The organism is Pseudomonas sp. 1176_21 (genome assembly GCF_052850635.1).
Window position 1 is genome coordinate 270,732 of record NZ_VXCV01000003.1, and the last position, 26,860, is coordinate 297,591.

A 26,860-nucleotide genomic window follows, 5' to 3' on the forward strand; every position below is an offset into this window, starting at 1 on the left:
ATGCAACGACTCAAGACATTTTGCGCCGGCCTTGCGCTGGCCAGCCTGACCGGAGGCGCCGCAATGGCGGCCTCGCTGGTGCCCGGGCACAGCGTCAGCGGCGCCATCGGCCAGGGCCGGCAGCCGGTATGGACCGTGCCGCTCAAGGCCGGTGACTTCGTGCAGGGGCGCGTGGAGGGCGACGTCAGCGTGCGCCTGCTCGATGCCGACGGCCAGCCGGTGCGGTTGCTGGTGGACGGGCTGGACATGGTGCGCGACTTCATGTTCATCGCCCCCCACGACGGCCTGTATGGCGTGCGCGCAGAAGCCATCGCCACCCGCCCGCAGGCTGCCTATTCGCTCAAGCTGACCGGTGTCACCAGCGTGGCCGAGCAGCAGGCCCAGCAGACGCGCCTGCAAAGCCCGGTGATGCGCGAGCTGGCGGCACATGTGGCCAAGGGGGGCGATACCCAGGCCTTCTGGAAGGCCCGCGAGCAGCAGGGTACGCCCCTGGTCGAAGCGCTGGCGGAGCAGCCCGGGCAATCGCTGGTGACCTTCCTGTGGCGAGGTGCCCGGCACAACGTTCGGGTGTTCGGCGCACCGTCGGGCAACCATGATGAGCTGCAGCGCCTGGGCGACAGCGATGTGTGGTTTCGCAGCTACGTGGTGCCTTCCAGCACCCGGATGAGCTACCAGATGGCACCGGACGTACCGCCCTCCACTGACCGCCGGGTGATTCTGGCCAGCTCACGGCAAGACCCGCTCAACCCCAACGGCTTTGCCGATGGCAGTGGCGATCGCTGGCTGTCGCGCTCGCGCCTGGAGCTTGCCGACGCGCCGGCGCAGCCCTGGGTGGCGCAGCGCCCCGGGGTAGCCCGGGGCACGCTGGAGCGCCAGGTGCTGACCAGCAAGGTGCTGGGCAACCAGCGTGACGTGTACCTGTACCGGCCGCCGGGCTGGACACCGGGGGCGGCGGGGCAGGGGCTGCTGGTGCTGTTCGATGCGCATGCCTACACCCGGCAGGTGCCCACCCCGACGCTGCTCGACAACCTGCTCGCCGATGGCCTGATCGGCCCCACTGCTGCGCTGATCATCGCCAACCCGACCGACCTGTCACGCCAGGTCGAGTTGCCACCCAACCCGCAGTTTGCGCGGTTCATGGCCGAGGAACTGATGCCCTGGGCGAAGGCGCGCGGGCTGTCGGCCCCGGCCGACCGCACGGTGGTGGCAGGTTCCAGCTACGGCGGGCTGGCCTCGGCCTACCTGGGGCTGCAGCATCCGGAGCTGTTCGGCAATGTGCTGAGCCTGTCGGGGTCGTACTGGTGGGCGCCGGAAGGAATGGAGCCTGGCTGGCTGACCCGCGAGTACGTGCGTGCACCGCGTGTGCCGCTGCGCTTCTACCTGCAGTCGGGGTTGTTCGAGGGGCCGAAGATTCTCGACACCAATCGCCAGTTGCGCGACGTGCTGCAGGCCAAGGGGTATCCGGTGGTGCAGGTGGAATACCCGGCCGGGCATGACTACCTGCAATGGCGTGGGTCATTGCCGTGTGGGTTGATCGCCCTGATCGGTAGCGGGCAGGGGACGCCGCAGGCCTGTGAGCCGCGTTGACCCTGCTGGCCGCTTCGCCGGCAAGGCGGGCTCCTGCAACATCGCCAGGAGCCGGCCTTGCCGGCGAAAGGTTTACTGCGCGACAGCCGCCTCGCGCCTGACCTTGTTGCGCCACAGTCGGTAGGCGCGAATGCCTGCCCGCACCGAGCCGTACAGCAGCTCGCTGCCCATCTCCCGCGCCAGCCCCGAGCGCACCAGCATCCGCAGGAAGCTGCCGCGGGCCCGGGCGATGCCCATCACGATGCCCTGGGCCATCAGGGTTTCACGCACTTCGCGCAGCGCCGCGATGCCGCTCACGTCGATCGAGCTGACCGCCTCGGCGTCGAACAGCACGGCACGGGCTTCGACCTCCTTCTGCACCGCGTCGAGCAGGCGCATCTTGAAGTAGTCGGCGTTGAAGAACAGGATCGCGTCGTCGAAGCGGTACACCACCAGCCCTGGCACCGTGCGCGCGTCCTTGTGGCGGCGGATGTCCACCTGGCCCTCGATGCCGGGCGCCCAGCCCAGCACTGCATCGGTGGGCTGGTAGATGGTGTAGAGCAGGCGCAGGATCGCCAGGGTCACCGCGATGATGATGCCCGGCAGCACGCCCACGCCCAGCACGCCGACCGTGGTCAGGATGCACAGCCAGAACTCGAAGCGGCTGAGGGTGTAGATCTTGCTCAGCGACTTGACGTCGATCAGGCCCCAGCCGGCCATCAGCAGCACGGCGCCCAGGGCTGCCTGCGGGATCCACGCCATGGGCACGGTGAACAGCAGCAGGCACAGCGCGATCACCAGCGCCGCGATGATGCCCACCAGCTGGCTCTTGCCGCCCACCATGTCGTTGACTGCGGTACGCGAGTCGGCGCCGCTGATGGCAAACCCCTGCGAGGCGCCGGCGGCCAGGTTCGACACGCCCAGGGCGAGGAATTCATGGTTGGCGTTGATCGCATAGCCATGGCGTGCGGCAAAGCTGCGTGCGGTCAGCATGGCGCTGCAGAAACTGACCGTAGCGATACCCAGGGCGTCACGCAGCAGGCTTTTCATCTCTTCGAGGTTGGTCTGCGGCCAGGCGAGGGTGGGCATGCCCGAGGGCACGTGACCGAGGACTGCCACGCCGAAGCGGTCCAGGCCGAACAGGCCGGCCACCAGGGTGGCGATGGCCACGGTCACCAGCGCTGCCGGCAGCTTGGGGTAGCGCCGGGGCAGCCAGATCAGCAGAGCCAGGCCGGCCAGGCCGATGAACAGCGTCAGCCAATGGATTTCGTTCAGGCGCTCGAGCAGGTTGATCAGGCTGAGCACGAAGCCGTTGCCCTCGATCTTGAACCCCAGCACCTTGCCCAGCTGGCCGGCCAGCAGGCTCAGGCCGATACCGTTGAGGTAGCCGATCAGAATCGGTCGGGAGAAGAAACTGGCAATGAAGCCGGCCCGTGCCAGGCCTGCGGCGATCAGCATCAGCCCCACCAGCACCGTGACGATCACCGACAACTGTGCCACGCGCGCCGGGTCGCCCATGGCCAGCGGCGCCACGGCACCGGCGACCATGGCGCAGGTGGCAGCGTCGGGCCCGACCATCAACTGGCGCGAGCTGCCCACCAGGGCGTACACCATCATGGGCAGGATGCACGCGTACAGCCCGACCTGCGGCGGCAGGCCGACGATCTGCGCGTAAGCGATGGCGATGGGGATCTGGATGGCGGCAACCGACAGGCCGGCCTGGAGGTCAGGGCGAAACCATTCGGCACGGTAACGCAGCAGGTTGGCGAGGCCGGGGAGCCAGCGGGAGAGAAACATGGACTGTTCCTTGTTATGTTTCGAGGTAACGGTGGTTGAATGGATTTTACGGTCAATTGAACGGCTTGGTTTCTGAAGCAGTGCTATCAGCCTGTGTATAATCAGGGCTGGTCGTTTTTTAATCTATGGAAGCCGATGGACTCTGTTCTTTCTGAAGGCCTGGCCCTTGAGGCGAAGGTCAACAACTTCGAATCATGTCGCGGTATTGCCAGCGGACCGGTGTTTATTATCGCCTCGGGTGCTTCTGCGAAAGATTTTCCCATCGAGCAATTCGCCGATGTTCCTATGATCACCTTGAACGGCGCCATCTCGATGTTTATCGATACCGATATAAGGCCGTTCTTCTACGTATGTTCAGACACAAGCTTTCGTCTCCAGCAACCCGAGCTTTACACCTTGGCCCTGCAGCGCAGCCAACGCATTGCATTGTGGAAATCCGAAGTCGCTCGCTTGGCTGAAATACCTGCAGGTGAGCTGTATGCGCTAAGCAAGGCCAAGGATCTCTCACTCTTGGGGTCGGTGCTCAAGCGTGAGCCCCACCACGCCAGAAGCCGAGTGCTATGGAATCGGCGTGCGCGCTCGATTGGCTTTAGCAAGGACATGCGGCATGGCTTCTTCGACGCGCGCACTGTCGCCTACGCCGCACTGCAGTTGGCCTACCACGTGGGTTTTACCAAGGTATTCATGGTGGGTGTTGATCTGAATCAGGCCAGTGGGCGTTTCTATGAGAATGATGCCTCGACCAAATCACCTTGCGGTCTGGATACGCATTTCGAGGGCAGAATCCTGCCCTCGTTGAGACTCATGGCCAAGAGAGTGGTTGATGAAAACTTTGAGGTCTACAACCTTTCGGAAAACTCCCGAATTCCCCGGGACGTGATCCCCAAGTTGGGCATCGAACAAGTACTGGGGATGGTGGCCGCCGAAAGCTTTTCTTGAGTAATCAGTTCTGGCTGAACTGCTGAGACACCACACGTTTGTTGTAGAAAACACAGTTGGCGGGAACGCACTTGTTCACCAGTGACATGGCGCCGATCGTGGCGTTGTCGCCAATGGTCAGCCTGTCTGCAATGATGCAACTGTTGGCACCGATACTGACATTGTCTCCGATGCTCAGCTCATAGTGCTCCAATCCTAGCGTCTTGATGCCGATGGTCGTGTTCTGTCGAATGAAGCAGTTGCGTCCGATACGAGCGTGGCCACTTATGACTACGCCAGGCAGATGCGCAATCCTGAAACCCGGCCCTATAACTGCGTTCAGGTCGATGTCTATCGCATACCTGCGATTCAGCCGCTGCTGCATGCCGCGAGCATGGCGCTGCCACACCCCGCCCTTGCCGTACAGGTACTGAGCGAGACGGAAGTTGAAAAGGTACCGAAGCTTGTTGTCCTTGCGAGCCCGTTTGAGGACGTTTGAAATCAGACTGATGCGACTCCCTGGGTTTTTCTTGTTGGAGACCTCCCTGCGCCAACATTCGAACAACTGGTCAAGGGTCAAGCTGGGATCCTCTGGAGTTAGCAAATGGAATGTCGATGCGATTCGATGGCGAAGCCGAAGCGCAAGTAAAACTGCGTATCAAGTCTATGACGAATCTGGAGGTATGCCTGGAGGCAAGAGGATGGTGCGGGGAAGCTGGAGCGGGTGAAGGGAATCGAACCCTCGTTATCAGCTTGGGAAGCTGGAGTAATGCCATTATACGACACCCGCTTTCAGGCGCACTTTGTACCAGAACTGCGAGACGATTTGAAGCCCTTATTGCAATCGGCGGCTCGCGAGCCGTAGCGCCGGTCTGCTGCACACCGGCGCTACACTGGCCGCGACCACTCAGATGGCCTGCGCATGCTGGCCGTGCACGAAGTGATACGGGGAGCGCGTTTCACGCGGTTGCGGGCCTAGAAACTCCAGCAGCACCTCGCGGGTGTCGCGGCAGGCCGCCTTGTGTTCCATGTCCAGGAAATGGCCGGCGCTGCGAATCGGCCTGAAGTGGCTGTGGCGCACGTGCCGGGAAAATTGCCGGGCGTCGTGGGCAGTGGTGTATTCGTCCCATTCACCGTTCATGAACAGCACCGGAATGTCGATGGCCTGTGCGGCCCGCAGGGCCCGCCCAAGGTCGTGATCCAGCACCTGATGGATGTGGAAGTGCATCTGCGCATACTCATGCTCGGCCAGGCTGCTGACGTGGCGATGATTGAAACGCTTGAACAGCGAGGGCAGGTGCTTGCCGATGGTGTCGTTGACCAGTTTGCCCATCTGCTGGCGGTCGCAGGTGCGCAGGTAGTGCGAGCCGCGCTCCAGGTAGTCGCGCATCGGTTCGTTGATCACCGGCGAGAACGAGCTGACCACGGCCTTGCGAATGCGCCGCGGCTTGCTGGCCAGTGCCAGCAGGGTGCAGGCACCGCCCCATGAAAACGACATCAGGTGGTCGACGGCGAAGTGGTCGATCAGCTCCAGCAGGATCCGGCCTTCGGTTTCCTTGGTCAGCAGGTGGTCGTTGCGGTTGTGTGCCCGGGACTTGCCCGAGTAGGGCTGGTCGTACAGCACGACGTTGAACTGCGGATGCAGGTTGCGCACCGTCTGGGCGAAAGACGCTGTGGTGGCGAGCGAGCCGTTGATCAGGATGATCGTCTTCTCTGCGGCGTCCGCGCGATAGAACTCCGTGTAAACCCGGTACTGACCCTGTATATCCAGCACAGCAATTTCTGGCCTCATGTCATCGACTCCTGGCGCAAAAAGGGTATCCGTGCAAGCAAGCTTGCCCGGTCTTCATGACAGGTAGGCATACGCCTTGAAATGAAACGAGGGGCCCTGTGTCGATCCGTTGCCGGCTGGTCGACGGGTATTGTTGTTAGGTGGGCAATCTGCCGGACGCCAGCGCTTCGGGGCGCCGGTCACCTGCAGAAAGGTGCCTTGGACTGCGTTCGTGACCGATTGGTCACATGCAGACTGACGGTTGGATTCAAGCAGGCGCCCGGCCAACCCGCAAGTGCCGTTGGCGCAATCGATGATTTTTTTGCCGAGCGGTCGTGGCGTCAGATGGCCAGGATTTCATCCTGGCTCAGCGCACGGTATTGCCCCGGGGCCAGCTGCGGGTCCAGGTGCAGCGGGCCCATGCGCTCGCGGTGCAGGCGCGTGACCTTGTTGTCGAAGAAGCCGAACATGCGTTTGACCTGGTGATAGCGCCCCTCGACGATGCTCAGGCGCGCGCTGTGGCTGCCCAGCAGGGTGAGCTCGGCGGGGAGGGTGGTGAGGTTTTCGAAGGCGAAGTAGATGCCCTGGCCAAAGGTTGGCGCATAGGCGTCGGTGATCGGCTGCTCGGTCTCGACGTAGTAGGTTTTCGCCAGCCCTGTCTTGGGCTGGGTCAGGCGACGTGACCACTGGCCATCGTTGGTCAGCAGCAGCAACCCGGTGGTGTTGAAGTCCAGGCGCCCGGCGATGTGCAGGTCGTTCCGGTCGGGTTCGTCGAGCAGGTCGAGCACGGTGCGGTGCTGCGGGTCGACGGTGGCGCTGACGCAACCCATCGGCTTGTGCAGCATCAGGTAGCGCGGTGCACGCCCGGCTTGCAGCACCTGCTGGTCGACCTCGACGCGGCTGAACTCGCGTACCTCATGGTGCGGGTCGGCGATGGCCACGCCATCCACCCGCACCCGTCGTTGCACCAGCAGCAGGCGCACCTGCTGGCGGTTGAAACATGGCAAGTTGCTGAGAAAACGGTCGAGGCGCATGGCGGTTGGGCGTACAGAGGTGGGCGCGCAGTCTAACGGTTCGGCGCAGGCTTGGCTGCCTGCAATCGGGCATCGACCTGGGCGCATCGCGGGCACAGGCAGGCACTGTTGCGCAAATGCGCCGGCAGCGCTTCGAGCACGCGGGGATCGATCTGCACGCTGTAGCACCAGCAGGCCTGGGTGGCGCTACGCGGGTCGGCGAGGCTGCACTGGTTGCTGGCGCCACAGGCGGGGCACAGGCGGGTATCGTTCATGGTGGTGGCTACCGGGGGCGACGTTACAGTTCCGAGCAGACGCGATTGCGTCCACCCTGTTTGGCGCGGTACAGCGCATCATCGGCGCGGGCGATCAGGGTGTGCAAGGTATCGTCGGACCGATGGGCGCTCAAGCCGATGCTCACGGTCAGGTCGAGCACCTTGTCGGCATAGCCGAAGGCCAGTTGCTCGGTGCGCAGGCGAATCTTTTCGGCAACCGCCCGTGCGGCGTCGGCGTCGGTGTTCTTGAGCAGCACGAGAAACTCCTCGCCGCCCCAACGACAGATGATGTCGGTATGGCGCAGGCAGCTTTCCAGGATGCGCGCGAACTGACGCAGCACTTCGTCGCCGGCCAGATGGCCGTGGGTATCGTTGAGGACCTTGAAGTGGTCCAGGTCGAGCAGCAGTGCCACCAGTGGCATGGGCTCGCGCTCGGTGTCGCGCAGGGCCTGTGCCGCCAGCAGGTCGAAGGCGCGTCGGTTGGGCAGGCCGGTCAGGCTGTCGAGTGTTGCCAGGGTCTGGATGTTGTCCTGATGGCGACGGATCATCGCATTGAGCAGCGACAGCACCACCAGGGTGATCATCGCGCAGATCACCAGGTTCATGTACAGCGACTGGCGTGCACTGTCCAGGGCCGTGCCGTCGCGTTTGTCGACGAACAGGTACCAGTCGAGTTCGGGGATCAGGCGCACATTGAGAAAGTGGCTGTGCCCATCATGGTTGTATTCGCGGTTGCCCTCCACCGGCACGGGCATTTTCTGCTGCAGGTCGGCCAGCGCTGGCACCTCGCGCAGCGTGAGCCCGCTGTGTACGCCTTCGGGGCCGCCGGCAGACCCGGTGAGCACGATGCGACCGCTGGCATCGACGAAATACACCGTACGCTGATAGCGCAACTGGTAGTCGCTCAGGCGCCTGATCACCGCTTCGACCGTCAGGCCGACGCCAGCCGCGCCGATGAACCTGCCCTGGTAGTCGAACACCTTGTAGTTGATGAAGACGGTGGGCTTGTCCTGGTTGGCCATGTCCAGGTCGACGTTGATCTCGTAGGGCGTGTCCATCGCCTTGACGCGCGCGTACCAGCGGTCACGCTCGGTGCGCGGGTCGACATGCTTGAGTACGCCCTTGGCCTGGTAGTAGATGCCGCTGGCCTCGGAGACAAAAAACGCCGTGTAGGCATTCTGATGCGCCATCACTTCATTGAGGTAGCGGGTGATGGGCATCGGGTCCTGTTCGCCGGCCAGGGCCCAGTCACGCAGGAAGGTGTTCTGGGCCATCATCGAGGCGATCACCACCGGGCGCACCAGGTCCCGCTGGATTTCGGAGTAGACGGTATCGGAGGTCAGCGGCAGCTCGGTGTTGATGATGTTGTCACGGATCTCGCTGCGCGAGGCAAAGTAGCTGAGCAGCGACGTGGCCAGAAAGCCGCAGCCAAGCAACAACAGCAATGCCAGCATCAACGAGCGTTGCGAGAACAGGGCGTAACGAAGCGGCATGGCAGATCCGTGGCGGGTACCGATGCGTCTTATTCTAGAGGGGCGCGCAGAAAATAACTGGACGATTTTCAGGGGTATCGGCCTTGTCACAATTTATTTCGAAAAACGCACGGCACGTCGATTCGGTGGTCTTAGCCTATGTCGATGAACGCTTGCCGATCGACGCCGACCAGCGCCGCTGGGATGTGCAGTTCAGCGGTCCGGGAGGCCGCCATGTATCGCCGACTTTTGCTGATTGTTGTGCTGGGTGTGCTGACCACCGCCTGTGCTCCGTATTACGGTGGCCAGGGCTACTACCGCAGTGATGTGTACACCGTGGACCGCTATGAATACCGTGGTTACGACCGTGGTTATCCCTATAACAGGGGGTACTACGTGGTGCCGCAGCCTCGCTATTACGCCCCCGCGCCGCGTTACTACCGCCCGGCGCCCGTGCCTCAGTACCGCCCGGTACCGGGGCATGGCTACTACAATGTGCGCCCCGCCCCAGGGCGTTACTACCAGAACCCGCGCTATGGTCAGGGGCAGCAGTGGCATCAGGGGCGGGACAATGACCATGGGCGCGATCATGGGCGTGACCGGGGTCGCAGCGACAACGGCTGGGGCGATCGCAACTCGCACCGGTGAACATCGCATTCGCTGGCTTCACACAAGGTCAGCCAGCGGATGCCGCCCCTCCCATGCCTTGCTGAAGTGCGCCTGTACCACTGCCTGGGGGACCTGAGCAACTTCCTGCCAATGCCAATGCGGCGTCTGGTCCTTGTCCACCAGGCGCGCGCGTACCCCTTCGCTGAACTCCGGATGCCGGCAGCAGTTCAGGCTCATCGCATATTCCATCTGCAGCACCTGCCCCAGCGACAGGTAGCGCGCCCGCGCGATCTGCTGCCACACCAGGTGCGCGGTCAGCGGGCAGCCTTCGGTGAGGGTGCGTGCCGCCTTGGCCAGGACCTCGTCGTCGTGCATGCGCCACTGTGCGATCGCCCGCCAGGCACAGGCCGGGTCGCTGACATCGAGCAGCGCGTCGATCTGCGCCCGGCGTGGCAGCCATCGGGCCGGCGGCAACTCGGCCAGCGCCTGCTGCTGCAACGCCTTGAGCAGGCTGTTGAGCTGCATCGCGGTCTGCTCCTGCCAGTTCAGTTGCAACAGCCCTTCAATCAGCTCGTCCTGCTGGTTTTCGCCCATGAAGCGGTCCGCCAGGCCCAGGTCCAGTGCATCGCGTGCATTGATCGGCGCGCCAGTCAGCCCAAGGAACAGGCCAAGACGCCCTGGCAGCCGGTTCAGAAACCAGCTGGCGCCCACGTCCGGGTACAGGCCGATACTGATTTCCGGCATCGCCAGGCGGCTGCTCGGGGTCACGATGCGTACCGTGCTGGCCTGCAGCAGGCCCATGCCGCCGCCCAGCACATGCCCGTGCCCCCAGCACAGCAGAGGCTTGGGGTAATGGTGCAGGTCATAGTCGAGCCGGTACTCGGCGGCGAAGAAACGCGCCGCCAGCGGCGGTACTTCACCAGGCTGTGCGCGGCACGCCTCCACAAGACTGCGCACATCGCCCCCCGCGCAGAACGCTCGGTCACCCAGCCCGCGCAGCAGCACGCAGACGATGCCGTCATCCTTGGCCCAGCTTTGCAGGTGGGTGCTCAACTGCTCGATCATCGGCAACGACAGGGCGTTGAGCGACTGGGGCGCATCCAGGCTGGCAACGCCGATGCGGGCGCCATCGACGCCGGTGAGTACTTCGAACGCTACGGCCATGGGCCACCTCACTGCGGTTATCCCGACAAGTATGGCTACTGTCAGCGATCATGCCGGTCGCCGGTCGGATCGATTGACAAGCGCTGGCAGCTTTCCTAGTGTCCGCCCCCATTGCCTACGGGAGTGCCCATGACCAACGATGACCGCATCAAACTCGAACCGAGCTGGAAAGACGCTCTGCGCGGCGAATTCGAACAGCCCTACATGCAGCAACTGCGTGAGTTCCTGCGTCAGGAATATGCGGCCGGCAAGGAGATCTATCCCCCGGGGCCGCTGATCTTCAATGCGCTCAACTCCACACCGCTGGACCAGGTCAAAGTGGTGATTCTGGGGCAGGACCCCTACCACGGCCCGGGCCAGGCACACGGCCTGTGCTTCTCGGTGCAGCCTGGGGTGCCCGCGCCGCCGTCGCTGGTGAACATCTACAAGGAGTTGCAGCGCGACCTGAACATCCCGATCCCGAACCACGGCTACCTGCAGAGCTGGGCCGAACAGGGCGTGCTGCTGCTCAATACCACCATGACCGTGGAGCGCTCGATTGCCGCGTCGCATGCCAAAAAAGGCTGGGAGTCGTTCACCGACCGCATCATCCAGCTGGTCAGTGAGCGCCAGCCCGCCACCGTGTTCCTGTTGTGGGGCAAGCATGCCCAGAGCAAGTCTGTGCTGATCGACGGTACCAAGCATCTGGTGCTCAAGTCGGTGCATCCTTCACCGTTGTCGGCCTACCGTGGCTTCATCGGCTGCGGGCATTTCAGCCGGGCCAACAAGTTTCTGGAACTGCACGGGCTGGCGCCGGTGCAGTGGGCGCTACCGGCGTTGTAAGCGCACCTACCTGGTATTTCTGTCAGTTTCGCGAAGCGTATTCCGCCATTACATTTGCGCCATGGCTGTGAGAGGTGAGAGCCGAGCAGCGCCCTGAAATGGTTTTGACCACCAGGCCCGAGGAATACGCAGATGACCAAACTGAGCATGATGGGGTCAGGCCGCAGCGGCCAATCGATCGGTATTTTGATTCTGCCTACATTGCGGGTTCCTGCTGCACTGCCTCTGCTGGCCGACGAGGCAGGGGTGTATACAATTCCACTGGCCAATCAGACCCGGCCGCTGGCAGTTCTCATCGAGAGTGCCTGGCCAGGTTACGAACAAGACTATTTTGATGGCGCAATACTGCATTTTGATCTGATATGGGGCAGCGCCGTATCGAGTGGGGCTGAAATCGGTGTAGTGGTTGGAAGCTGGGAAGTGCCAATGACGGCCGATCCCGCAGACCTTTTTCCGCTGGATGCGGCTATACCTGAACCCTATCTGCGCACTCAAGGAATCTTCTACGTTTCCTACCGGGTATGGATCACAGAGGTACTCAACCCGGAGACCTCCCAGCCCGCCGCAGTGTTTCTTGACAAGACCGCCCCCAACAACGGCCAGGCCGGTAATCCCCCCGCATTGAATGAAAACACGCGCACCATCGATCAAGCTTACCTGGTACGCAACAACGACAGGGTTATCGTCAGGGTCGAGCTGTGGCCGGACGTGCGGTTGGAGGATGTGATCGAAGTCTTCCTTGAACCGTCGAAAGGCCCCCTGTTCGACCCCCTGGCGAGGCTGCAGATCCAGCAGTCGCACAAGGATCAGGGCTTTGTCGAGTTGACGATCAGGGGCGACGATGTTCGCAGGAAAGCCAACGGTTCGCGAGTGCTCTACTACTGGCTGATGGATCGCGCTAGCAATCGGGGAGCCATCTCCTTGTCCTTGCCCCTGACCGTTAATGTGGCGCAGCCAATTGTGCTGCCTGCGCCTCAGGTGCCGCTGGCTGAAGATGGTTTGGTCGACCTTGAGGACGCCCGTCGCGGTGTGCAGGTGCATATTCCACGTATCGTAGACGCGCGTACTGGGGACACCCTGCAAGCCTATTGGAATGGACGCACATTGGCACCTTACACCGTACCGTCCACCGCCACCTGGCCCGTTAGGTTGCCTGTGGCGTGGGAAATCCTGGCCGCCGATGGCTTTTCGGGGCGCACTGCTTGCAAGGTGTACTACACGCTGACTCGGGAAATCACCTCAACCTCCTCAACAGTTGCATTCGAGGTAGACCTGAGTGTCGCAGGCCCCGACCCTGAAGGCCCCGATCCTATTCACCGATTGCTAAAGCCGGTAGTGGTGAAAGGCAGAACAGGTGACAACATCCTGACCCGCCAGGACATGAACCTGCCAGTCACTGTCGAGGTGACGCTGTATACAGTGCCTGAGCCAGGCGAAATACTTGAATTGTATTGGGGTAATAACGCCGACGTGGTCGCTACCTACACCGTGAAGGCAGGCGATACCGCAGGCAGCGTCGTCAGGTTTTCCCCCGTGCCCTATGCCGCAGTGCTGGCTGCGGGAGATGGGCCCGCGATTGCGGTGTTCTACTGGACGTTCAATGGCGTCAACCGCCATCGTGCCCGTGATACGCATGTGCGGGTTGCTGTCCAGCCAATCGTTGGCTTCAAACCGGTAAAATTTCCTGATGTCACGCTCTGGGGGTGGATCAACTGCCAGAAAAAACCCTGGAACGGTATACGTATCAGCGTGCCAGGCAACCCTGGATTGTGGGGCGTAGGGGACAACGTCGAAGTGTCCTGGCAACTGTTTCGCACTCTTGAGGGGGCTTCATCAACGCCCCCCACGGGATCACTGACTGATGTTGTTTATTTCGATCCCATCAAGCTGTCTACCCCGGCGCAGGTTAATAACGGCTTTATGTTTACGATGACACGCTTTGCCGATTTGGTCCTACAACCCCTTAAGCGTGCCAATGAGGCAGATGGCAAGGATGTCGAGGGGGTTGCAGTAGTGAATTACAGAGTGGCCAGAGCGGATGGACAGGGTGGTGAATCCGATCGAGAGATGACTTTCATATCGCTACAACTTCCGAATGGCTCGGTATGTGATGGTAGCAACGTTTAGCCGCGGTTAAATCGGCCAGGTACTTCGCACCTGACGTAGGAACGTGGTAGCGGCATTAGCAAGTATCGAACGTATGAAGCAATCAGCGGCGCACAGGCTGATTGAGGAAGCGTCACGTGCCTGTTGTGTGTTTAGCAAATCTACCTGAAATGGAGAGTCAAGATGACTATTTTAGAAAAGGCAAATACCGGTGAAGCCGCCAAGGCAAAAAATCCCGCGATTGCAGAGTACCGGGCCAAGCGTGATCAGGATAATAAAACTGCATTGGAAGAGGGTCTTCAAGCAGTTGTTACGCACAGTAATGAACTTAAAGCCGCCAAGGCGCCCACGGGGTTCGGGGTGATGAGCGTCGGCGGGGTGAATGCAGTTGAAGATTTTGTGATGGATAATGTATTGCCTGCTGCAGACGATGGTAAGGTCAATCTTTTTCACCGAGACCAGTTCAAGTCGGGGCTAATGTTGGAGATTCCATTGTGGGTGCCTTCGGGGGGGGATGATGGCAGTTTCGATTATGTAACTCTGCATGTAAATGGTGTTCCGGTTGTCAACGGCGTAGAAGACGGTGTGCAGTATACCTACAAGTTTGAAGTGCCTGTTGCTGCCACCGATCTTCCTGGTCGTTTCGTCATCCCTTTCAACAGTTTGAAAGTGGGCGGGGATGGTATCAAATTGATTGGGTACTCGGTATATAGTAATGAGACGGGCAACAAAGAAGAATCTGAAATTCAACTGCTGACACTGGATTTGCTGGACCCCGCGTTGAACGATAACCCCGCGCCAATCGAGTACCCTGCCGACGTGACTGATGGCGTCGTTACCCTGAAATACCTTGCTGAGCACAGCGGTACATTGACGCTTCATGTTCCTCCTTATTTTGATTATTACCCGGGCGACAAATATCAGTTGTACATCGCTGGTAACCCGGTACCTGTTCGCAGTGGCGACGTTCCCCCAGAGGCAGAGGACGATGGCTTCGACATCGAACTCGATGAGGACACTATCAAAGCGATTGGCGAAGGTGTTTCGGTGCTCCAGTACAAGCTTGAGGACCGGGCTGGGAATCGCTCGGACTTTTCCATCCCGGTTCACCTGACGGTGCGTCTGACCCCCGAACCCGAGGACCTGCTGAAGCCGCTGGTACCCGCTGCACCGATTAGTCGGGAGGACGCCCGCACTGGCGTGGAAGCTATCGTGCCGGCTTTTAAAAACGCTCAGGCAGGCGATGAAATTCGGGTGTATTACCGTGATGAGGACACTGTAAAAGTCATTATCTGGCCGAATGATCGGGTCACCTTTAACTGGGATGAGATTGCTTTGCCCAATGACCAGGTGAAAGACCCAGCGGTACGGGTATGGTATGACGTCATTCGTGGCAAGAACACCTGGACATCGCCCGACACCGAGGTGGCGGTTGACTTGACCACCATAGGCCCCGACCCTGTCGGGCCTGGACCGATCAACGCCACGCTGGTACCGGTTCGCGCTCAAGGCAACAGTTCGAAACAACCTGGTTTTATTCGCCCAGCGGATGTCGGCTCAGGTGCGGTTCTGCTCTTTACCGTGTACGAGAATGCGAAAGTGGGTGAGTTCGTCCGGTTGTTCTATGGTCGAAAAGACAATGCAGTTACACACACCATCGCCGCAGGCGAAACACCGGGGACTGTCATCTCTATCCCGATTCCCTGGAATTTCGTCGAGAGCCTGGGCAATGGCACCATCGCGATCGGTTACGAAATCCAGGAAACCGAAACCACCGGCAACCCGCAACAGGCGGTCGATGGCAGCGTAGAGGTCAGTATTGCCACCGTGACGGTAACTGCAAAAGTGACATTCCCGGATCGCATTGGCGGTAGCAGCGATGTACCGGGTACAACGCCAGTGACCGCTTTGGGTATATTGAATTGTGAACGTCCTCGTCCTTTGCCAGACGGTATCAGGTTGGCGATCGCAGAGCGTGCGGGAGTGTTATCCAAAGATGATCTTGTATTTATTACACTCAGCGTGTGCAGCGATAAGGCCGGTTCAATAGTTGTCACTGACAGGACGCGGGAAATACCGGTGGTTGTCAGTGATCAAGAGGCTACTTCAAATCGAATCGAGCGTGTGTTGCCACTGCTCAAGTCTTACTTCGAAATCGCTGACCAGCCTGGCAAGTACTATGAATTGGGGTCGTTCCGCGCCAGTTGGCGGATCGTAAAGGCCGGTAATATTCCGGGTAGCTCTCAGGCATCGGCCGTGCGTTATGCCCTGCGTAAGCCAGGTGGCGGTTTGTGTCTGCCTCAGAGCTGACAGTCGCGTGCTGGGGGAAACCCCAGCACGCTGCGTTGGTGAGGAATTAAATGCAAGCTACCTAGGAAATTTCCTACATATCTCACTATTAAATACCCCTAGGCTATGTACCTTTGAAGTTACGAGTCGAGGCAGTCGCCTCAATTCAACTGATTATTTTTCAAGGGGTCCATGCATGCGAACTACAATCGATAAAACAAGCGCAAAAAAGCCGCTATTTGTATTTGTGAATATGTTGATGCTATTGCCATGGGCGCTTGCAAGTGAGCAGGCATTGGCCATTCTAGTTGATAACCAGACGCTGACACTTACCGCTGCAGATGCACCGGATACTTATGATCTCGTCAATGGTGCAGTGCTGACTACCCAGGATGCTTCCACGTTGGCCATTCGTGTTACCGCGTCGACCGTGCAGCTCAATGGCGGCACTATCTCGGGCGGCAGTTCCAACGGCTTGCACCTGTTTGGCAGCAACGCGACCGTGAATGGGGCAGTTGTTTCCTCAACGGGCGCTGTCGGGATGGCCATAGCACGGGTAGGGGCCGCACCGTCCACCGCCACTGTCAGCAACAGCACTATTACCGGCGCTAGGCTGGGGGCCCAGGTGTCCGCCAGGAGCACATTGAACATCAGCGGGACCACGGTCACTGGCAGCAATGCCGACGGCATCGGCCTAGCGATCCTTGGCGGCACTGTCACCGCTACTTCCGGTACGCAATTCAACGGTACAGCGGCCGGAGTTCGCATCGGGCGCGAGTCAGCCATCAATTCGCAAGCGCCGACACTCACCTTGGATAACTCCAGTGCCACTGGCGGTACGGGCCCTGCAGTTCTGGTGCGCACTGATACGGTCGCTGAAATCAATGTTAGAAATGGTTCGACCTTGAACGGTGGTAACGGCGTCATTCTTGAGGTCCAGGGCCCTGCCACGGCCAACCTGAACGTGGCAGCTTCTTCGTTGCGCGGCAATGTGCAAATTGCTGATACCGCCACCGCTAACCTGAAACTTGATCAGGCGTCTCTGGTGGGGGATGTAGTTGTTACACCTGGTGCCAACGCGTCGTTGGCGCTTGACAACCGCTCGCAACTCACCGGCAACTTGAACGGTGTGCAGCAGGTAAACATCAACAGCAACTCCAACTGGACCCTGAACGCCAACAACACCATCGGCGACCTGGCCATGACCGGGGGCCGCATCACCTTCGGCGACGAAAACTCGTTCTATGAACTGAATGTGCAGAGCCTGTCGGGCAATGGCGAGTTCTACATGGCGTCCAACTTCGCCAGCGGCGCCACCGATTTCCTGAACGTCACCGGCAACGCCAGCGGCACCCATGGGCTGATGGTCGGCACCAGCGGTACCGACCCCGCCAGCGTGGAGCGCCTGCAGCTGGTTCATACGGGCTCGGGCGATGCGCAGTTCAGCCTGCTCAACGATCGCCAGGAAGTAGACTTGGGTGCCTACTCCTACAAGCTGGTGAAGGACGGCCAGGATTGGTACCTGGACAGGGAAACCCGCACCATCAGCCCGATGACCCGCACGGTCATGGCCCTGTTCAACACCCCGATCACCATCGCCTACGGCGAAATGACCTCGCTGCGCAGCCGCATGGGGGAGCTGCGTTACAACCAGGGCAAGAACGCCGGGGTGTGGATGCGTGCCTACGGCAACCAGCACAACATTGCCGACGCCTCGTCGGGCGTAGGGTACCAGCAGAACCAGCGCGGGCTGACCTTCGGGGCCGATGCGCAACTGGGCGAAAGCAACTGGACCCTGGGCCTGCTGGCCGGCCACAGCCGCTCGGACCTGAACCTGAGCTACGGCAGTTCGGGCAGCATCGACAGCTACTATGTGGGCGGCTACGCCACCTGGATGGACCCTGAGAGCGGCTATTACGTCGACAGCGTGCTCAAGTACAACCGCTACCAGAATGACGCCAAGGTCGGCCTGAGCGATGGCACCCGCACCAAGGGCGACTACGACACCCACGGCATGAGCGCCTCGGTCGAAGTCGGCAAGCACATCAAGCTCGACGATGGCTACTTCATCGAACCCTTCGCCCAGGTGGCCGCTGCGGCGGTGGCCGGCAAGGACTTCACTCTGGACAACGGCTTCGACGCCAATGGCGATGTCAGCCGCTCGCTGCTGGGCAAGGTCGGTACCACGCTCGGCAAGACCATCTCGCTGGGCGGCGACAGCATGATCCAGCCCTATGTGAAGGCCGCGTTTGCCCATGAGTTCGCACAGCGCAACCAGGTGCAGGTGAACAACAACGTGTTCAACAACGACCTGTCCGGTTCGCGCGCCGAGCTGGGCGCAGGGGTTGCCTGGACCGTCGCCAAGGACTTCCAGGTGTACGGCGAGGCTGGCTACATGAACGGCAAGAACATCGAGATGCCGTACAGCTTCAGCCTCGGCGCAAGCTATCGCTTCTGATCAGGCGAACAGTAGAAAAGAAAAGGAAGCCTCGGCTTCCTTTTCTCGTTTCAGGGGTTGGCGGATGTTCGTTCGCCCGCCCAGTGCCGGAACAACGGCTCGGCCAGAAACAGCACGAACAGCAGGCGCATCACCTGCAGCGCGGTCACCAGCGGTACCGACAGTTGCAGGGTTTCGGCGGTCAGGCTCATTTCGGCGATGCCGCCGGGCATCATGCCCAGGGTCAGCGAGCGCAGGTCCAGCGCCGTCAACGCGCTCAAGGCCCAGGCCGCGAGGCCCGCCAGCAGCATGGTCAGCGCCGTGGCGACCAGGGTACGGCCCAGAAATGACGGCGCGCGACGAAAGAACGCGCGGTTGAAGTGACAGCCCAGGCCGCTGCCGATCAGCCACTGGCCGAGCTGGCTGGCGCCGTCGGGCAGGCCGGTGTGCAGGTTGGCGCCGATGCTGATGCTCGAGGCCACCAGCAGCGGGCCGAACAGCCACGGGTTGGGCTGGCGCAGGCGCTGCCAGAGCAGTGCGGCCAGCACCCCGAGCGGCGCGATCAACGCCAGCCAGTAACCATCCACCGTACCGGCATGGCTCAACGGTACGCCGTCGCCGAGCAGGAACTTGAACGCTGCGGGCACGCACAGCACGACCGCCAGTACCCGCAGGCTCTGCCCGGCGGCGACGCGGCTGAGCACTGCGCCGTTGCGTGCACCCAGGTTGACCATCTCGCCCGAGCCGCCCGGCATGCTGGAAAAGAACGCCGTGGCCCGGTCTTCACCGGTGCGCAGCAACAGCCATACGCCGATCAGGCTGGATACGCTGGTGATCAGCGCGCCGAAGAAGATCAAGCCGAAATGGCTGGCCACCTGTTCGACCACCTGGGGGGTGAAGTGCAGGCCGATGCCGACGCCGATGACCCACTGGCCGCACTTGCGCCCGTTGGGTATTTCACCGATCTGCCAGCGCGTCAGGCAGCGCACCAGAATCACCGCCAGCAGCGAGCCGACCATCCATGGCAGCGGCCAGCCGACCAGGCTGGCGAGATATCCGCCGGCCAGGCCGACCAGTGGAGTGGCCCACCAGGTGCGCAAGGTGGATTCAGACATCGGCCAGGGCACGACGCTGGGCGCTGCGGCGGCGCCATATACGCAGCAGCGGCAGGGTCAGCATCAACGCGACCATCGCCCACACCCCCAGGCTGATCGGGCTGGCCCACAGAATCTCCAGTTCACCGTTGGAGATCGACAGCGCCCGGCGCAGGTTCTGCTCCATCAGCCCGCCGAGAATGAAGCCCAGCAGCAGCGGCGACAGCGGGAAATCCAGCTTGCGCAGGATGTAGCCGAAGATGCCGATGCCGATCATCAGGAACAGGTCGAAGGTGGTGGCATGCACCGCATACACGCCGATCGCGGTGATGATCGCGATCACCGGCACCAGCGCCCAGTTGGGCACCGACAGGATGCGGGTGAACAGGCGCACCATGGGGATATTGAGGATCACCAGCATGATGTTGGCGATGAACAGCGAGGCGATCAGGCCCCAGACGATGTCCGGCTGCTGTTCGAACAGCAGCGGGCCGGGGGTGATGTTGTACAGGCTCAAGGCACCGATCATCACCGCCGTGGTACCCGAGCCCGGTACGCCCAGGGTCAGCATCGGCACCAGGGCGCCGCAGCAGGAGGCGCCGATGGCGGTTTCCGGAGCGGCCAGGCCGCGCTTGTCACCCTTGCCGAAGGTGCCGCTGGCACCGGCCAGGCGTTTTTCGGTCATGTACGCCACGGCACTGGCCAGGGTCGCACCGGCCCCGGGCAGCACGCCCATGAAGAAGCCGAGCAGGCCGCAGCGGATGTTCACCACGAACACCGAAGCGGCTTCCTTGAGGTTGAACAGCATGCGTCCGGTGGCTTCCACGGCCTTGTGCCCGTGGTGAGTCTTTTCCAGCAGCAACAGGATCTCGCTGATGGAGAACAGGCCCAGCACCAGCACCACGAACTGGATGCCGTCGGTGAGGTGGATGCTGTCGCCGGTGAAGCGGTACACACCGCTGTTGGCGTCGATGCCCACGGCCGAAAGGAACAGCCCGATCAGGGCGGCGATGAAGGTCTTGAGCGGCTTGTCGCCGGCCATGCCGCCCAGCGCCACGATGGCGAACACCATCAGCACGAAATACTCCGCCGGGCCGAAGGCGATCGCCCACTTGGCCAGCAGCGGGGCGAACAGCACCATGCCGCAGGTGGCGATGAACGCACCGACGAACGAGCTCCAGGCCGACAGCGACAGCGCCACCCCGGCCAGGCCCTGGCGAGCCATGGGGTAGCCGTCCAGGGTGGTCATCACGGTGGAGGCTTCACCGGGGATGTTGAGCAGGATCGAGCTGATGCGCCCGCCGTATTCGCAGCCCAGGTACACCGCGGCCAGCAGGATCAGCGCCGATTCCGGCGGCAGGCCCAGGGCGAACGCGATGGGGATCAGCAGCGCCACGCCGTTGATCGGGCCCAGGCCCGGCAGCAGGCCGACCACCGTACCGATCAGGGTGCCGCACAGTGCAGTCACCAGGTTGTAGGGGCTCAGGGCGACGCCGAAGCCCTGGCCGAGGTAGCTGAAAGTATCCATGTCAATTCTCCAGAACGTCGAGCAGGCCCAGGGGCAGGGGCACATCCATGGCGCGGTCGAACAGCAGGTACAGGGCGATGCTCATCAATCCGACGATGACCGCACTGGGCAGCCAGCGTCCGCCGTACAGGCGCGCCATGGGGATGCCGATCAGCGTGCTGCTGAGGATGAAGCCCAGGGATTCGAAGGTGGCGGCGAACACCAGCAGCAGGCCGGTGCACAGGCCGATCTTGATCAGGCTGGCGCGGTCCAGCTCTGGTTCGTCGTCCTTGCGCACGATGGGCGTGGGACGGATCGCCAGGTAGAGCAGGGCGATGGCCATCAGGCCGAGCATCAGCAACGGATAGGCGCGCGGGCCGACCGGTTCGTAGGAGAAGGCGGCCTGGTAGGGCCAGGCCATGACGGCCAGTGCGGCGCAGGCGGCCAGCAGGGTCAGGGCGAAAAGGCGTTGCAGGATCATGGGGGAATCCTCGAAGGGCAAACCTGCACCCGTAGGAGCCGGCCTTGCCGGCGAATGACGCGCCACCGACCTGGCGGGACCGCGGTGATCCGCCGGCAAGGCCGGCTCCTACAGGTGAAGCGATGGATTACTGGATCAGTCCGAATTCCTGGGCCAGTGCCTTGTAGTCCGCTACCTGCTGCTTCACATACACGTCCAGCGCTTCACCGGTCATGGCGAACGGGAACAGCTCGCGCTGGTCACGCAGCTTGTCGAATTCATCCGAGGCCAGCAGCGTGTCGAACGATGCCTTCCACCAGGCGTAGTCTTCGTCGCTCACCTTCGGCCCCAGGTAGAACCCGCGTACCACTGGCCAGACGATGTCGTAGCCCTGTTCCTTGGCGGTAGGGATGTCCTTCATCTCGGGCTCGTCCAGGCGTTCGGGGGAGAACACCGCCAGCAGGCGCATGTCGTCGCTCTGGATGTGCGGCATCGAGTCGGAGATGTCCGTGCTGCCCACCTGGATGTGCCCGCCCAGCAATGCGGTGGCAATCTCGCCGCCGCCTTCCAGTGCCACATAGCGCAGGTCGCGCGGGTTGATGCCGGCGGCCTTGGCAATCAGTGCGGTCTGCATCCAGTCCTGGCTGCCAACGGTACCGCCCGAGCCGATCACCACCTTGCCAGGGTCTTTTTTCAGTGCCGCCACCAGGTCATCGAGGGTCTTGTAGGGCGAGTCCTTTTTCACCGCGATGGCGCCGTAGCTGGTGCCTACCGCTGCCAGCCAGCGCACTGCGTTCTCGTCGAAGCGGCCGAACTTGCCCTGGGCCAGGTTCAGCAGCGAGCCGCTGGACCACGCCACCAGCGTGCCGGCGTCGGCCGGGCGCTGGGCCACCACCGCGTTGTAGGCCACCGCGCCGACTCCGCCGGGCATGTAGGTGACGCGCATCGGCTTGCTCAGGATCTTCTCGTTGAGCAGCGCGCTCTGCACCAGCTTGCAGGTCAGGTCAAAGCCGCCGCCGGGCGAGGCCGGGGCAATGCACTCGGGGCGTTTGGGTTCGGCGGCCAGCACGTTGCCGGCCAGCAGCAGGCAGCCGGTGGCCAGGGCGATCTTGCGCAGTGAAAAAGTCATCGTCAGTCTCCGTGAACATTGTTGTTATGGGCGGATTACCAAAGCGCCACGCTGTAGCTCACCAGCAGCCGCACTTCGTCGGCGTCGCGGGAGAAGTTGGAACGGAAGGTGGCGTTACGCAGGCGCACGGCGACGTTCTTCAGGGCGCCGCTCTGTACCACGTACTTGAATTCGGTATTGCGCTCCCACTCCTTGCCTTCGCCACCGCCGGCGCGGCTGACGTTGTCGCCACTGAGGTAGCGGCTCATGAAGCTCAGGCCGGGTACGCCGAGCTTGGCGAAGTCGTAGTCGTAGCGCACTTGCCAGGAGCGCTCGTTGGCCTGGGCGAAGTCGTTGATCTGCACGAAGTTGACCAGGTAGGGGTCGGCGCCATCGACGTAGGGGAAGGCGCTGTCGCCCGACAGGCGCTGGTAGCCGGTGCTCAGCTTGTGGCCGCCGAGGGCATAGCTGAACAGGCTGCCAAAGGCGGTGTTGTCGATCCTGCCGCCGCGGGCCTGGCCCTGGTCGCCGCTGAACGCCACACGCACATCGGCGCCGAAGGTGCCCGGGCCGAACGGCTGGGTCGCGAGCAGGCCGACGAAGTGCTGGCGGTACACGTCGTCGAGCTGGGCGAAGTGATAGCTGCCGGTGATGCGGTCGGTGAGCTTGTAGTCCACTCCGGCCATGTCGAAATGGTTGCCCTCGGCCGTGCCCAGGAAGCGACCGTTCTTGTTGTTGAGGGCGATGTCTTCCTTGTTGGTGTCGTTGCGGTCCTTGACCTTTTCAAGGCGGCCACCGGTGAAGGTCAGGTGCCTGATTTCCTGGGAGGTCAGCAGCCCGCCCTCGAAGGTCTGCGGCAGGATGCGCCCGTCGTTGGGGCGCAGGGTGGGCGTTTGCGGGATCAGCGTACCGACCTTCAGCTCGGTGGCCGACACCTTGACCTTGCCGGTCAGGCCGAGCTTGGAGTACTCGTCGGCGGCGCGCCCGTCGTCATGGGTCGGCAGCAGGCCGGTGCCGGTGCGGCCCTTGCCGGAGTCGAGCTTGACCCCGAGCATGCCCAGGGCGTCGACGCCGACGCCGACGGTGCCTTCGGTGTAGCCCGATTCCAGGTTGAGCATGAAGCCCTGGGCCCATTCCTCGCGCTTGGATTGCGTGGTGCTGGGCTCGTTGTGGAAATCGCGGTTGAAGTACATGGTGCGTGTTTCGAAGGTGGCGGTGCTGTCTTCGATGAACGCGGCTTGGCTCAGCGGGGCGACGCCGACAAAGGCGAGGGCACTGGCGATGGCAGAGGGACGAGGGTGCAGGCGACGGGCAGGCGCAGGCGCCTGAGGCTGGGTGGACAGCATCGTGGGGTGACTCCGTTATTGTTCTTATTCGGGTCGAACGCTTCGGTTCGATCTACGGCCTGTACAACGGGCCGTCAGGCGATGCTAGGGGCTCAACCTTTCGCTAACCTTTCAGTGGCCTTTCAATGTTTCGATGGCTTCACAGGCGCCCGCCGCGCTGTAAACTCCGCGCCATTGAACGCGACACGACCAGGAGAAATCGATGCGTGTACTGCTCGTCGAAGACCATCTGCAACTGGCTGAGAGCGTGGCCCAGGCCCTCAAGAGCAGAGGCCTGACGGTGGATGTGCTGCACGATGGAGTTGCTGCCGACCTGGCCCTGGCCAGCGAGGAATATGCCGTGGCGGTGCTCGATGTGGGCCTGCCGCGCATGGACGGCTTCGAGGTGCTGGCGCGCCTGCGGGCCCGCGGCAAGACCGTGCCGGTGCTGATGCTGACCGCCCGCAGCGACGTCAAGGACCGCGTGCACGGCCTGAACCTGGGGGCTGACGACTACCTGGCCAAGCCGTTCGAACTGACCGAGCTGGAGGCGCGGGTCAAGGCCCTGCTGCGCCGCAGCGTGCTCGGTGGCGAGCGCCAGCAGACCTGCGGCCCGCTGGTGTACGACCTGGATACCCGGCGCTTCACCCTGGGGGGCGAGCTGTTGGCCCTGACCTCCCGCGAACAGGCCGTGCTCGAGGCACTGATCGCCCGCCCTGGCAGGGTGATGAGCAAGGAGCAACTGGCGGCGCAGGTGTTCGGCCTGGACGAGGAGGCCAGCCCCGACGCCATCGAGATCTACGTGCACCGCCTGCGCAAGAAGCTCGACGGGCATGCCGTGGCGATCGTCACCTTCCGTGGGCTGGGCTATCTGCTCGAGCACCGTGATGCGTGACGCCGGCAGCCTGCGCGGGCGCCTGCTGTGGAACCTCGCCCTGCTGCTGGTGGTGCTGATGGTGGCCAGCGGGCTGAGTGCCTACTGGAACGGTCGCGAGGCCGCCGACACTGCCTATGACCGTACCCTGCTGGCCTCGGCGCGCACCATCGCCGCAGGGCTCTCGCAACGCGACGGCACCCTCAGCGCCGATGTGCCCTACGTGGCATTGGACACCTTTGCCTACGACAGCGCGGGGCGGATCTACTACCAGGTCAACGACATCCATCAACGCCTGATTTCCGGCTACGAAAACCTGCCCGCACCGCCGCCCGATACCCCGCGTACCGATGACTATCCGGCCCTGGCGCGCTTCTACGATGCGCGCTACCTGGGCCAGGACGTGCGGGTGGTCAGCCTGCTCAAGGCGGTGAGCGAGCCGAACATGAACGGCATGGCGGAGATCCGCGTGGCCGAAACAGAAGAGGCGCGGGTGAGCATGGCCCGCAGCCTGATGGCCGATACCCTGCTGCGCCTGGGCATGCTGGCGATGGGGGCGTTGCTGCTGGTGTGGTTTGCGGTCAGCGCCGCATTGCGCCCGCTGGAGCGCCTGCGCAGCGCCGTGGAAGAACGCCAGCCCGACGACCTGCGCGCCCTGCCGGTGGTTCAGGTTCAACGCGAGCTGGGGCCGCTGGTGCGTGCACTGAATCACTTCACCGAGCGCCTGCGGGGCCAGTTCGAGCGCCAGGCACAGTTCATCGCCGACGCCGCGCACGAGTTGCGCACCCCCCTGGCGGCACTCAAGGCGCGGGTGGAACTGGGCCTGCGCGCCAAGGACCCGCAGGAATGGCGCACCACGCTCGAACTGGCGGCCCAGGGCACCGACAAGCTGACCCACCTGGCCAACCAGCTGCTGTCCCTGGCACGGGTGGAGAACGGTGCGCGCGCCATTGCCGAGGGCGGTGCACAGTTGCTCGACCTCAGCCAGCTGGCCCGCGAGCTGGGCATGGCCATGGCGCCGCTGGCGCATGCACGGGGTGTGGCATTGGCACTGGAAGCACAGGCGCCGGTGTGGATACGCGGCGAGCCGACGCTGCTCAACGAATTGCTGAGCAACCTGGTGGACAACGCCCTGGCGCACACCCCGACCAATGGCAACGTGATTCTGCGGGTGACGGCCCCTGCGGTGCTGGAGGTGGAGGACGACGGGCCGGGGATTCCCCCGCAGGAGCGCGAGCGGGTGTTCGAACGCTTCTATCGGCGCAGTGCGCAGGGCACCGGCCTGGGGCTGGCCATTGTCGGTGAGATCTGCCGCGCACACCTGGCGCAGATCAGCCTGCACGATGGCGAGCGCGGCGGGCTCAAGGTTCGGGTCAGCTTCAACCCGGGCGACTGATCAGGCGCGAAACATGTGCTTGGCGCCGATCAGCTCGCTGACCTGCAGGTGGCTGTTGGGTGGCAGCTTCAGGTGACGCATCGCCGGCAGGCGCGCCAGGGCATGTTCGTTGCCATCGCTGAGGGTGCGCGCGATCTGCACGATGTCGACATAGTCGAGCTTGTCGGTGCTGCGCTCCAGGTTCTGCGACAGGCTCGGCAGCCCGGCCAGTTGCTCGGGAAATTCCCACACGCTGAGGATCTTGTCGCCCAGTACCGGGTGGATCAGGTCGATCACATGGTTCAGGCAGACCGGGTCGGAGAGCAGTTCGTTGTGTTCTTCGGCATAGGTCAGGATCGGCAATGCGCCGATCTGGTGGACCAGCCCGGCGAGGGCGCCCTGGTCGGGCTTGAGCTGGGTGAAGCGCAGGCACAGCTCATAGCTGATGCCGGCCACTTCCAGGCTCTTGGCCCATATTTCACGCATTTTCTGTTCGACCACTGGTGAGCGCGCATGGAAGATCTGCTCGATCACCAGGCCGATGGCCAGGTTGCAGCTGTAGTTGATACCCATGCGGGTGATGGCGGTCTGCAGGTCGGTGACTTCGGTGGCCGCACGCAACAGGGGGCTGTTGACCACCTTGATCAGGCGTGCCGACAACGCGGCGTCGCGGCCGATCACCTTGCTCAGGGTGCTGACGCTGATCTCGCTGTCTTCAGCCGCTTCGCGGATGCTCAGGGCCACTTCCGGCAAGGTCGGCAGCACCAGGTCATCGTTGTCGATGGCGCTGAGCAATTGTGCTTCAACGATCTGGGCCAGCGTGTTCATCGTGGATTCTCTAGCGCATTCAGGGGCCCCACGCCACACGCGGCGGGGCA

Annotated in this window: 22 protein-coding genes and 1 tRNA gene; 9 read left to right on the plus strand and 14 right to left on the minus strand. The window is 62.6% G+C overall.

Going from position 1 to position 26,860, the window contains the following annotated elements; translation table 11 throughout:
• A complete protein-coding gene (locus tag FW760_RS09390) occupies nt 1-1,587 on the plus strand; it encodes an alpha/beta hydrolase-fold protein (protein WP_254506001.1) in 1,587 nt (528 codons plus the stop codon).
• A gap of 72 nt (nt 1,588-1,659) precedes the next feature.
• Here the strand turns inward: FW760_RS09390 and FW760_RS09395 are convergent, their stop codons facing one another.
• Nucleotides 1,660-3,363 carry a SulP family inorganic anion transporter gene (locus tag FW760_RS09395; protein WP_043860081.1) on the minus strand — a complete coding sequence of 568 codons (1,704 nt, stop codon included), beginning with the start codon at nt 3,361-3,363 and terminating at the stop codon, nt 1,660-1,662.
• Between the two features lie 135 nt (nt 3,364-3,498).
• Between FW760_RS09395 and FW760_RS09400 the strand changes: the two genes are divergently transcribed.
• On the plus strand, nt 3,499-4,302 hold the full coding sequence (locus FW760_RS09400; RefSeq protein WP_353227562.1) for a lipopolysaccharide biosynthesis protein: 804 nt from the start codon (nt 3,499-3,501) through the stop codon (nt 4,300-4,302).
• Nucleotides 4,303-4,306: 4 nt separating this feature from the next.
• Here FW760_RS09400 and FW760_RS09405 read toward each other — a convergent pair whose 3' ends face one another.
• The 6 genes from FW760_RS09405 to FW760_RS09430 form a co-directional block, all read right to left on the minus strand.
• Nucleotides 4,307-4,861: a serine acetyltransferase gene (locus FW760_RS09405; RefSeq protein WP_353227560.1), complete on the minus strand. Its 555-nt coding sequence runs from the start codon at nt 4,859-4,861 to the stop codon at nt 4,307-4,309.
• A gap of 136 nt (nt 4,862-4,997) precedes the next feature.
• Nucleotides 4,998-5,071 (minus strand) — tRNA-Gly (locus FW760_RS09410).
• Nucleotides 5,072-5,188: 117 nt separating this feature from the next.
• Nucleotides 5,189-6,073, minus strand: a complete 885-nt coding sequence (locus tag FW760_RS09415; RefSeq protein WP_428599310.1) for an alpha/beta fold hydrolase — start codon at nt 6,071-6,073, stop codon at nt 5,189-5,191.
• Nucleotides 6,074-6,393: 320 nt separating this feature from the next.
• A complete protein-coding gene (locus FW760_RS09420; RefSeq protein ID WP_043860084.1) occupies nt 6,394-7,086 on the minus strand; it encodes a pseudouridine synthase in 693 nt (230 codons plus the stop codon).
• 32 nt (nt 7,087-7,118) lie between these two features.
• Nucleotides 7,119-7,340, minus strand: coding sequence for a cysteine-rich CWC family protein (locus FW760_RS09425; RefSeq protein ID WP_078480620.1), 222 nt, complete (start codon nt 7,338-7,340; stop codon nt 7,119-7,121).
• 23 nt (nt 7,341-7,363) lie between these two features.
• A complete protein-coding gene (locus tag FW760_RS09430; protein WP_278929054.1) occupies nt 7,364-8,833 on the minus strand; it encodes a sensor domain-containing diguanylate cyclase in 1,470 nt (489 codons plus the stop codon).
• A gap of 213 nt (nt 8,834-9,046) precedes the next feature.
• Between FW760_RS09430 and FW760_RS09435 the strand changes: the two genes are divergently transcribed.
• Complete coding sequence (locus FW760_RS09435) at nt 9,047-9,460, plus strand: hypothetical protein (protein WP_054914782.1); 414 nt, start codon at nt 9,047-9,049, stop codon at nt 9,458-9,460.
• Between the two features lie 18 nt (nt 9,461-9,478).
• On the opposite strand, the gene FW760_RS09440 is transcribed toward FW760_RS09435, so the two are convergent.
• Nucleotides 9,479-10,585 carry an enoyl-CoA hydratase/isomerase family protein gene (locus tag FW760_RS09440; protein ID WP_043860088.1) on the minus strand — a complete coding sequence of 369 codons (1,107 nt, stop codon included), beginning with the start codon at nt 10,583-10,585 and terminating at the stop codon, nt 9,479-9,481.
• Nucleotides 10,586-10,714: 129 nt separating this feature from the next.
• On the opposite strand from FW760_RS09440, the gene ung reads away from it, so the two are divergent.
• The 4 genes from ung to FW760_RS09460 all read left to right on the plus strand — a co-directional run bounded on the left by ung (nt 10,715) and on the right by FW760_RS09460 (nt 18,260).
• A complete protein-coding gene (gene ung, locus FW760_RS09445; RefSeq protein WP_446443745.1) occupies nt 10,715-11,407 on the plus strand; it encodes a uracil-DNA glycosylase in 693 nt (230 codons plus the stop codon).
• Nucleotides 11,408-11,539: 132 nt separating this feature from the next.
• Nucleotides 11,540-13,534, plus strand: a complete 1,995-nt coding sequence (locus FW760_RS09450) for a hypothetical protein (protein ID WP_446443746.1) — start codon at nt 11,540-11,542, stop codon at nt 13,532-13,534.
• Between the two features lie 162 nt (nt 13,535-13,696).
• Nucleotides 13,697-15,823 carry a hypothetical protein gene (locus FW760_RS09455; protein ID WP_058540935.1) on the plus strand — a complete coding sequence of 709 codons (2,127 nt, stop codon included), beginning with the start codon at nt 13,697-13,699 and terminating at the stop codon, nt 15,821-15,823.
• Nucleotides 15,824-16,886: 1,063 nt separating this feature from the next.
• Nucleotides 16,887-18,260, plus strand: coding sequence for an autotransporter outer membrane beta-barrel domain-containing protein (locus tag FW760_RS09460; protein ID WP_058540937.1), 1,374 nt, complete (start codon nt 16,887-16,889; stop codon nt 18,258-18,260).
• A gap of 50 nt (nt 18,261-18,310) precedes the next feature.
• Here FW760_RS09460 and FW760_RS09465 read toward each other — a convergent pair whose 3' ends face one another.
• The 5 genes from FW760_RS09465 to FW760_RS09485 form a co-directional block, all read right to left on the minus strand.
• Complete coding sequence (locus tag FW760_RS09465) at nt 18,311-19,354, minus strand: AbrB family transcriptional regulator (RefSeq protein WP_446443747.1); 1,044 nt, start codon at nt 19,352-19,354, stop codon at nt 18,311-18,313.
• On the minus strand, nt 19,347-20,861 hold the full coding sequence (locus FW760_RS09470; RefSeq protein WP_446443748.1) for a tripartite tricarboxylate transporter permease: 1,515 nt from the start codon (nt 20,859-20,861) through the stop codon (nt 19,347-19,349). The genes FW760_RS09465 and FW760_RS09470 overlap by 8 nt, the downstream gene beginning before the upstream one ends.
• 1 nt (nt 20,862) lies before the next feature.
• A complete protein-coding gene (locus tag FW760_RS09475; RefSeq protein WP_043860093.1) occupies nt 20,863-21,321 on the minus strand; it encodes a tripartite tricarboxylate transporter TctB family protein in 459 nt (152 codons plus the stop codon).
• A 127-nt stretch (nt 21,322-21,448) separates the two neighbouring features.
• Nucleotides 21,449-22,429, minus strand: a complete 981-nt coding sequence (locus FW760_RS09480; protein WP_446443749.1) for a Bug family tripartite tricarboxylate transporter substrate binding protein — start codon at nt 22,427-22,429, stop codon at nt 21,449-21,451.
• Nucleotides 22,430-22,464: 35 nt separating this feature from the next.
• Complete coding sequence (locus FW760_RS09485; protein ID WP_446443750.1) at nt 22,465-23,754, minus strand: OprD family porin; 1,290 nt, start codon at nt 23,752-23,754, stop codon at nt 22,465-22,467.
• 202 nt (nt 23,755-23,956) lie between these two features.
• Between FW760_RS09485 and FW760_RS09490 the strand changes: the two genes are divergently transcribed.
• The gene (locus FW760_RS09490) at nt 23,957-24,628 is read left to right on the plus strand and encodes a response regulator (protein WP_446443751.1); all 672 of its coding nucleotides are present in this window, start codon (nt 23,957-23,959) and stop codon (nt 24,626-24,628) included.
• Nucleotides 24,621-26,003: a sensor histidine kinase gene (locus FW760_RS09495; protein WP_123752815.1), complete on the plus strand. Its 1,383-nt coding sequence runs from the start codon at nt 24,621-24,623 to the stop codon at nt 26,001-26,003. The genes FW760_RS09490 and FW760_RS09495 overlap by 8 nt, the downstream gene beginning before the upstream one ends.
• Here the strand turns inward: FW760_RS09495 and FW760_RS09500 are convergent, their stop codons facing one another.
• The gene (locus FW760_RS09500; protein WP_054914777.1) at nt 26,004-26,810 is read right to left on the minus strand and encodes an HDOD domain-containing protein; all 807 of its coding nucleotides are present in this window, start codon (nt 26,808-26,810) and stop codon (nt 26,004-26,006) included.
• Between the last annotated feature and the right edge of the window lie 50 nt (nt 26,811-26,860).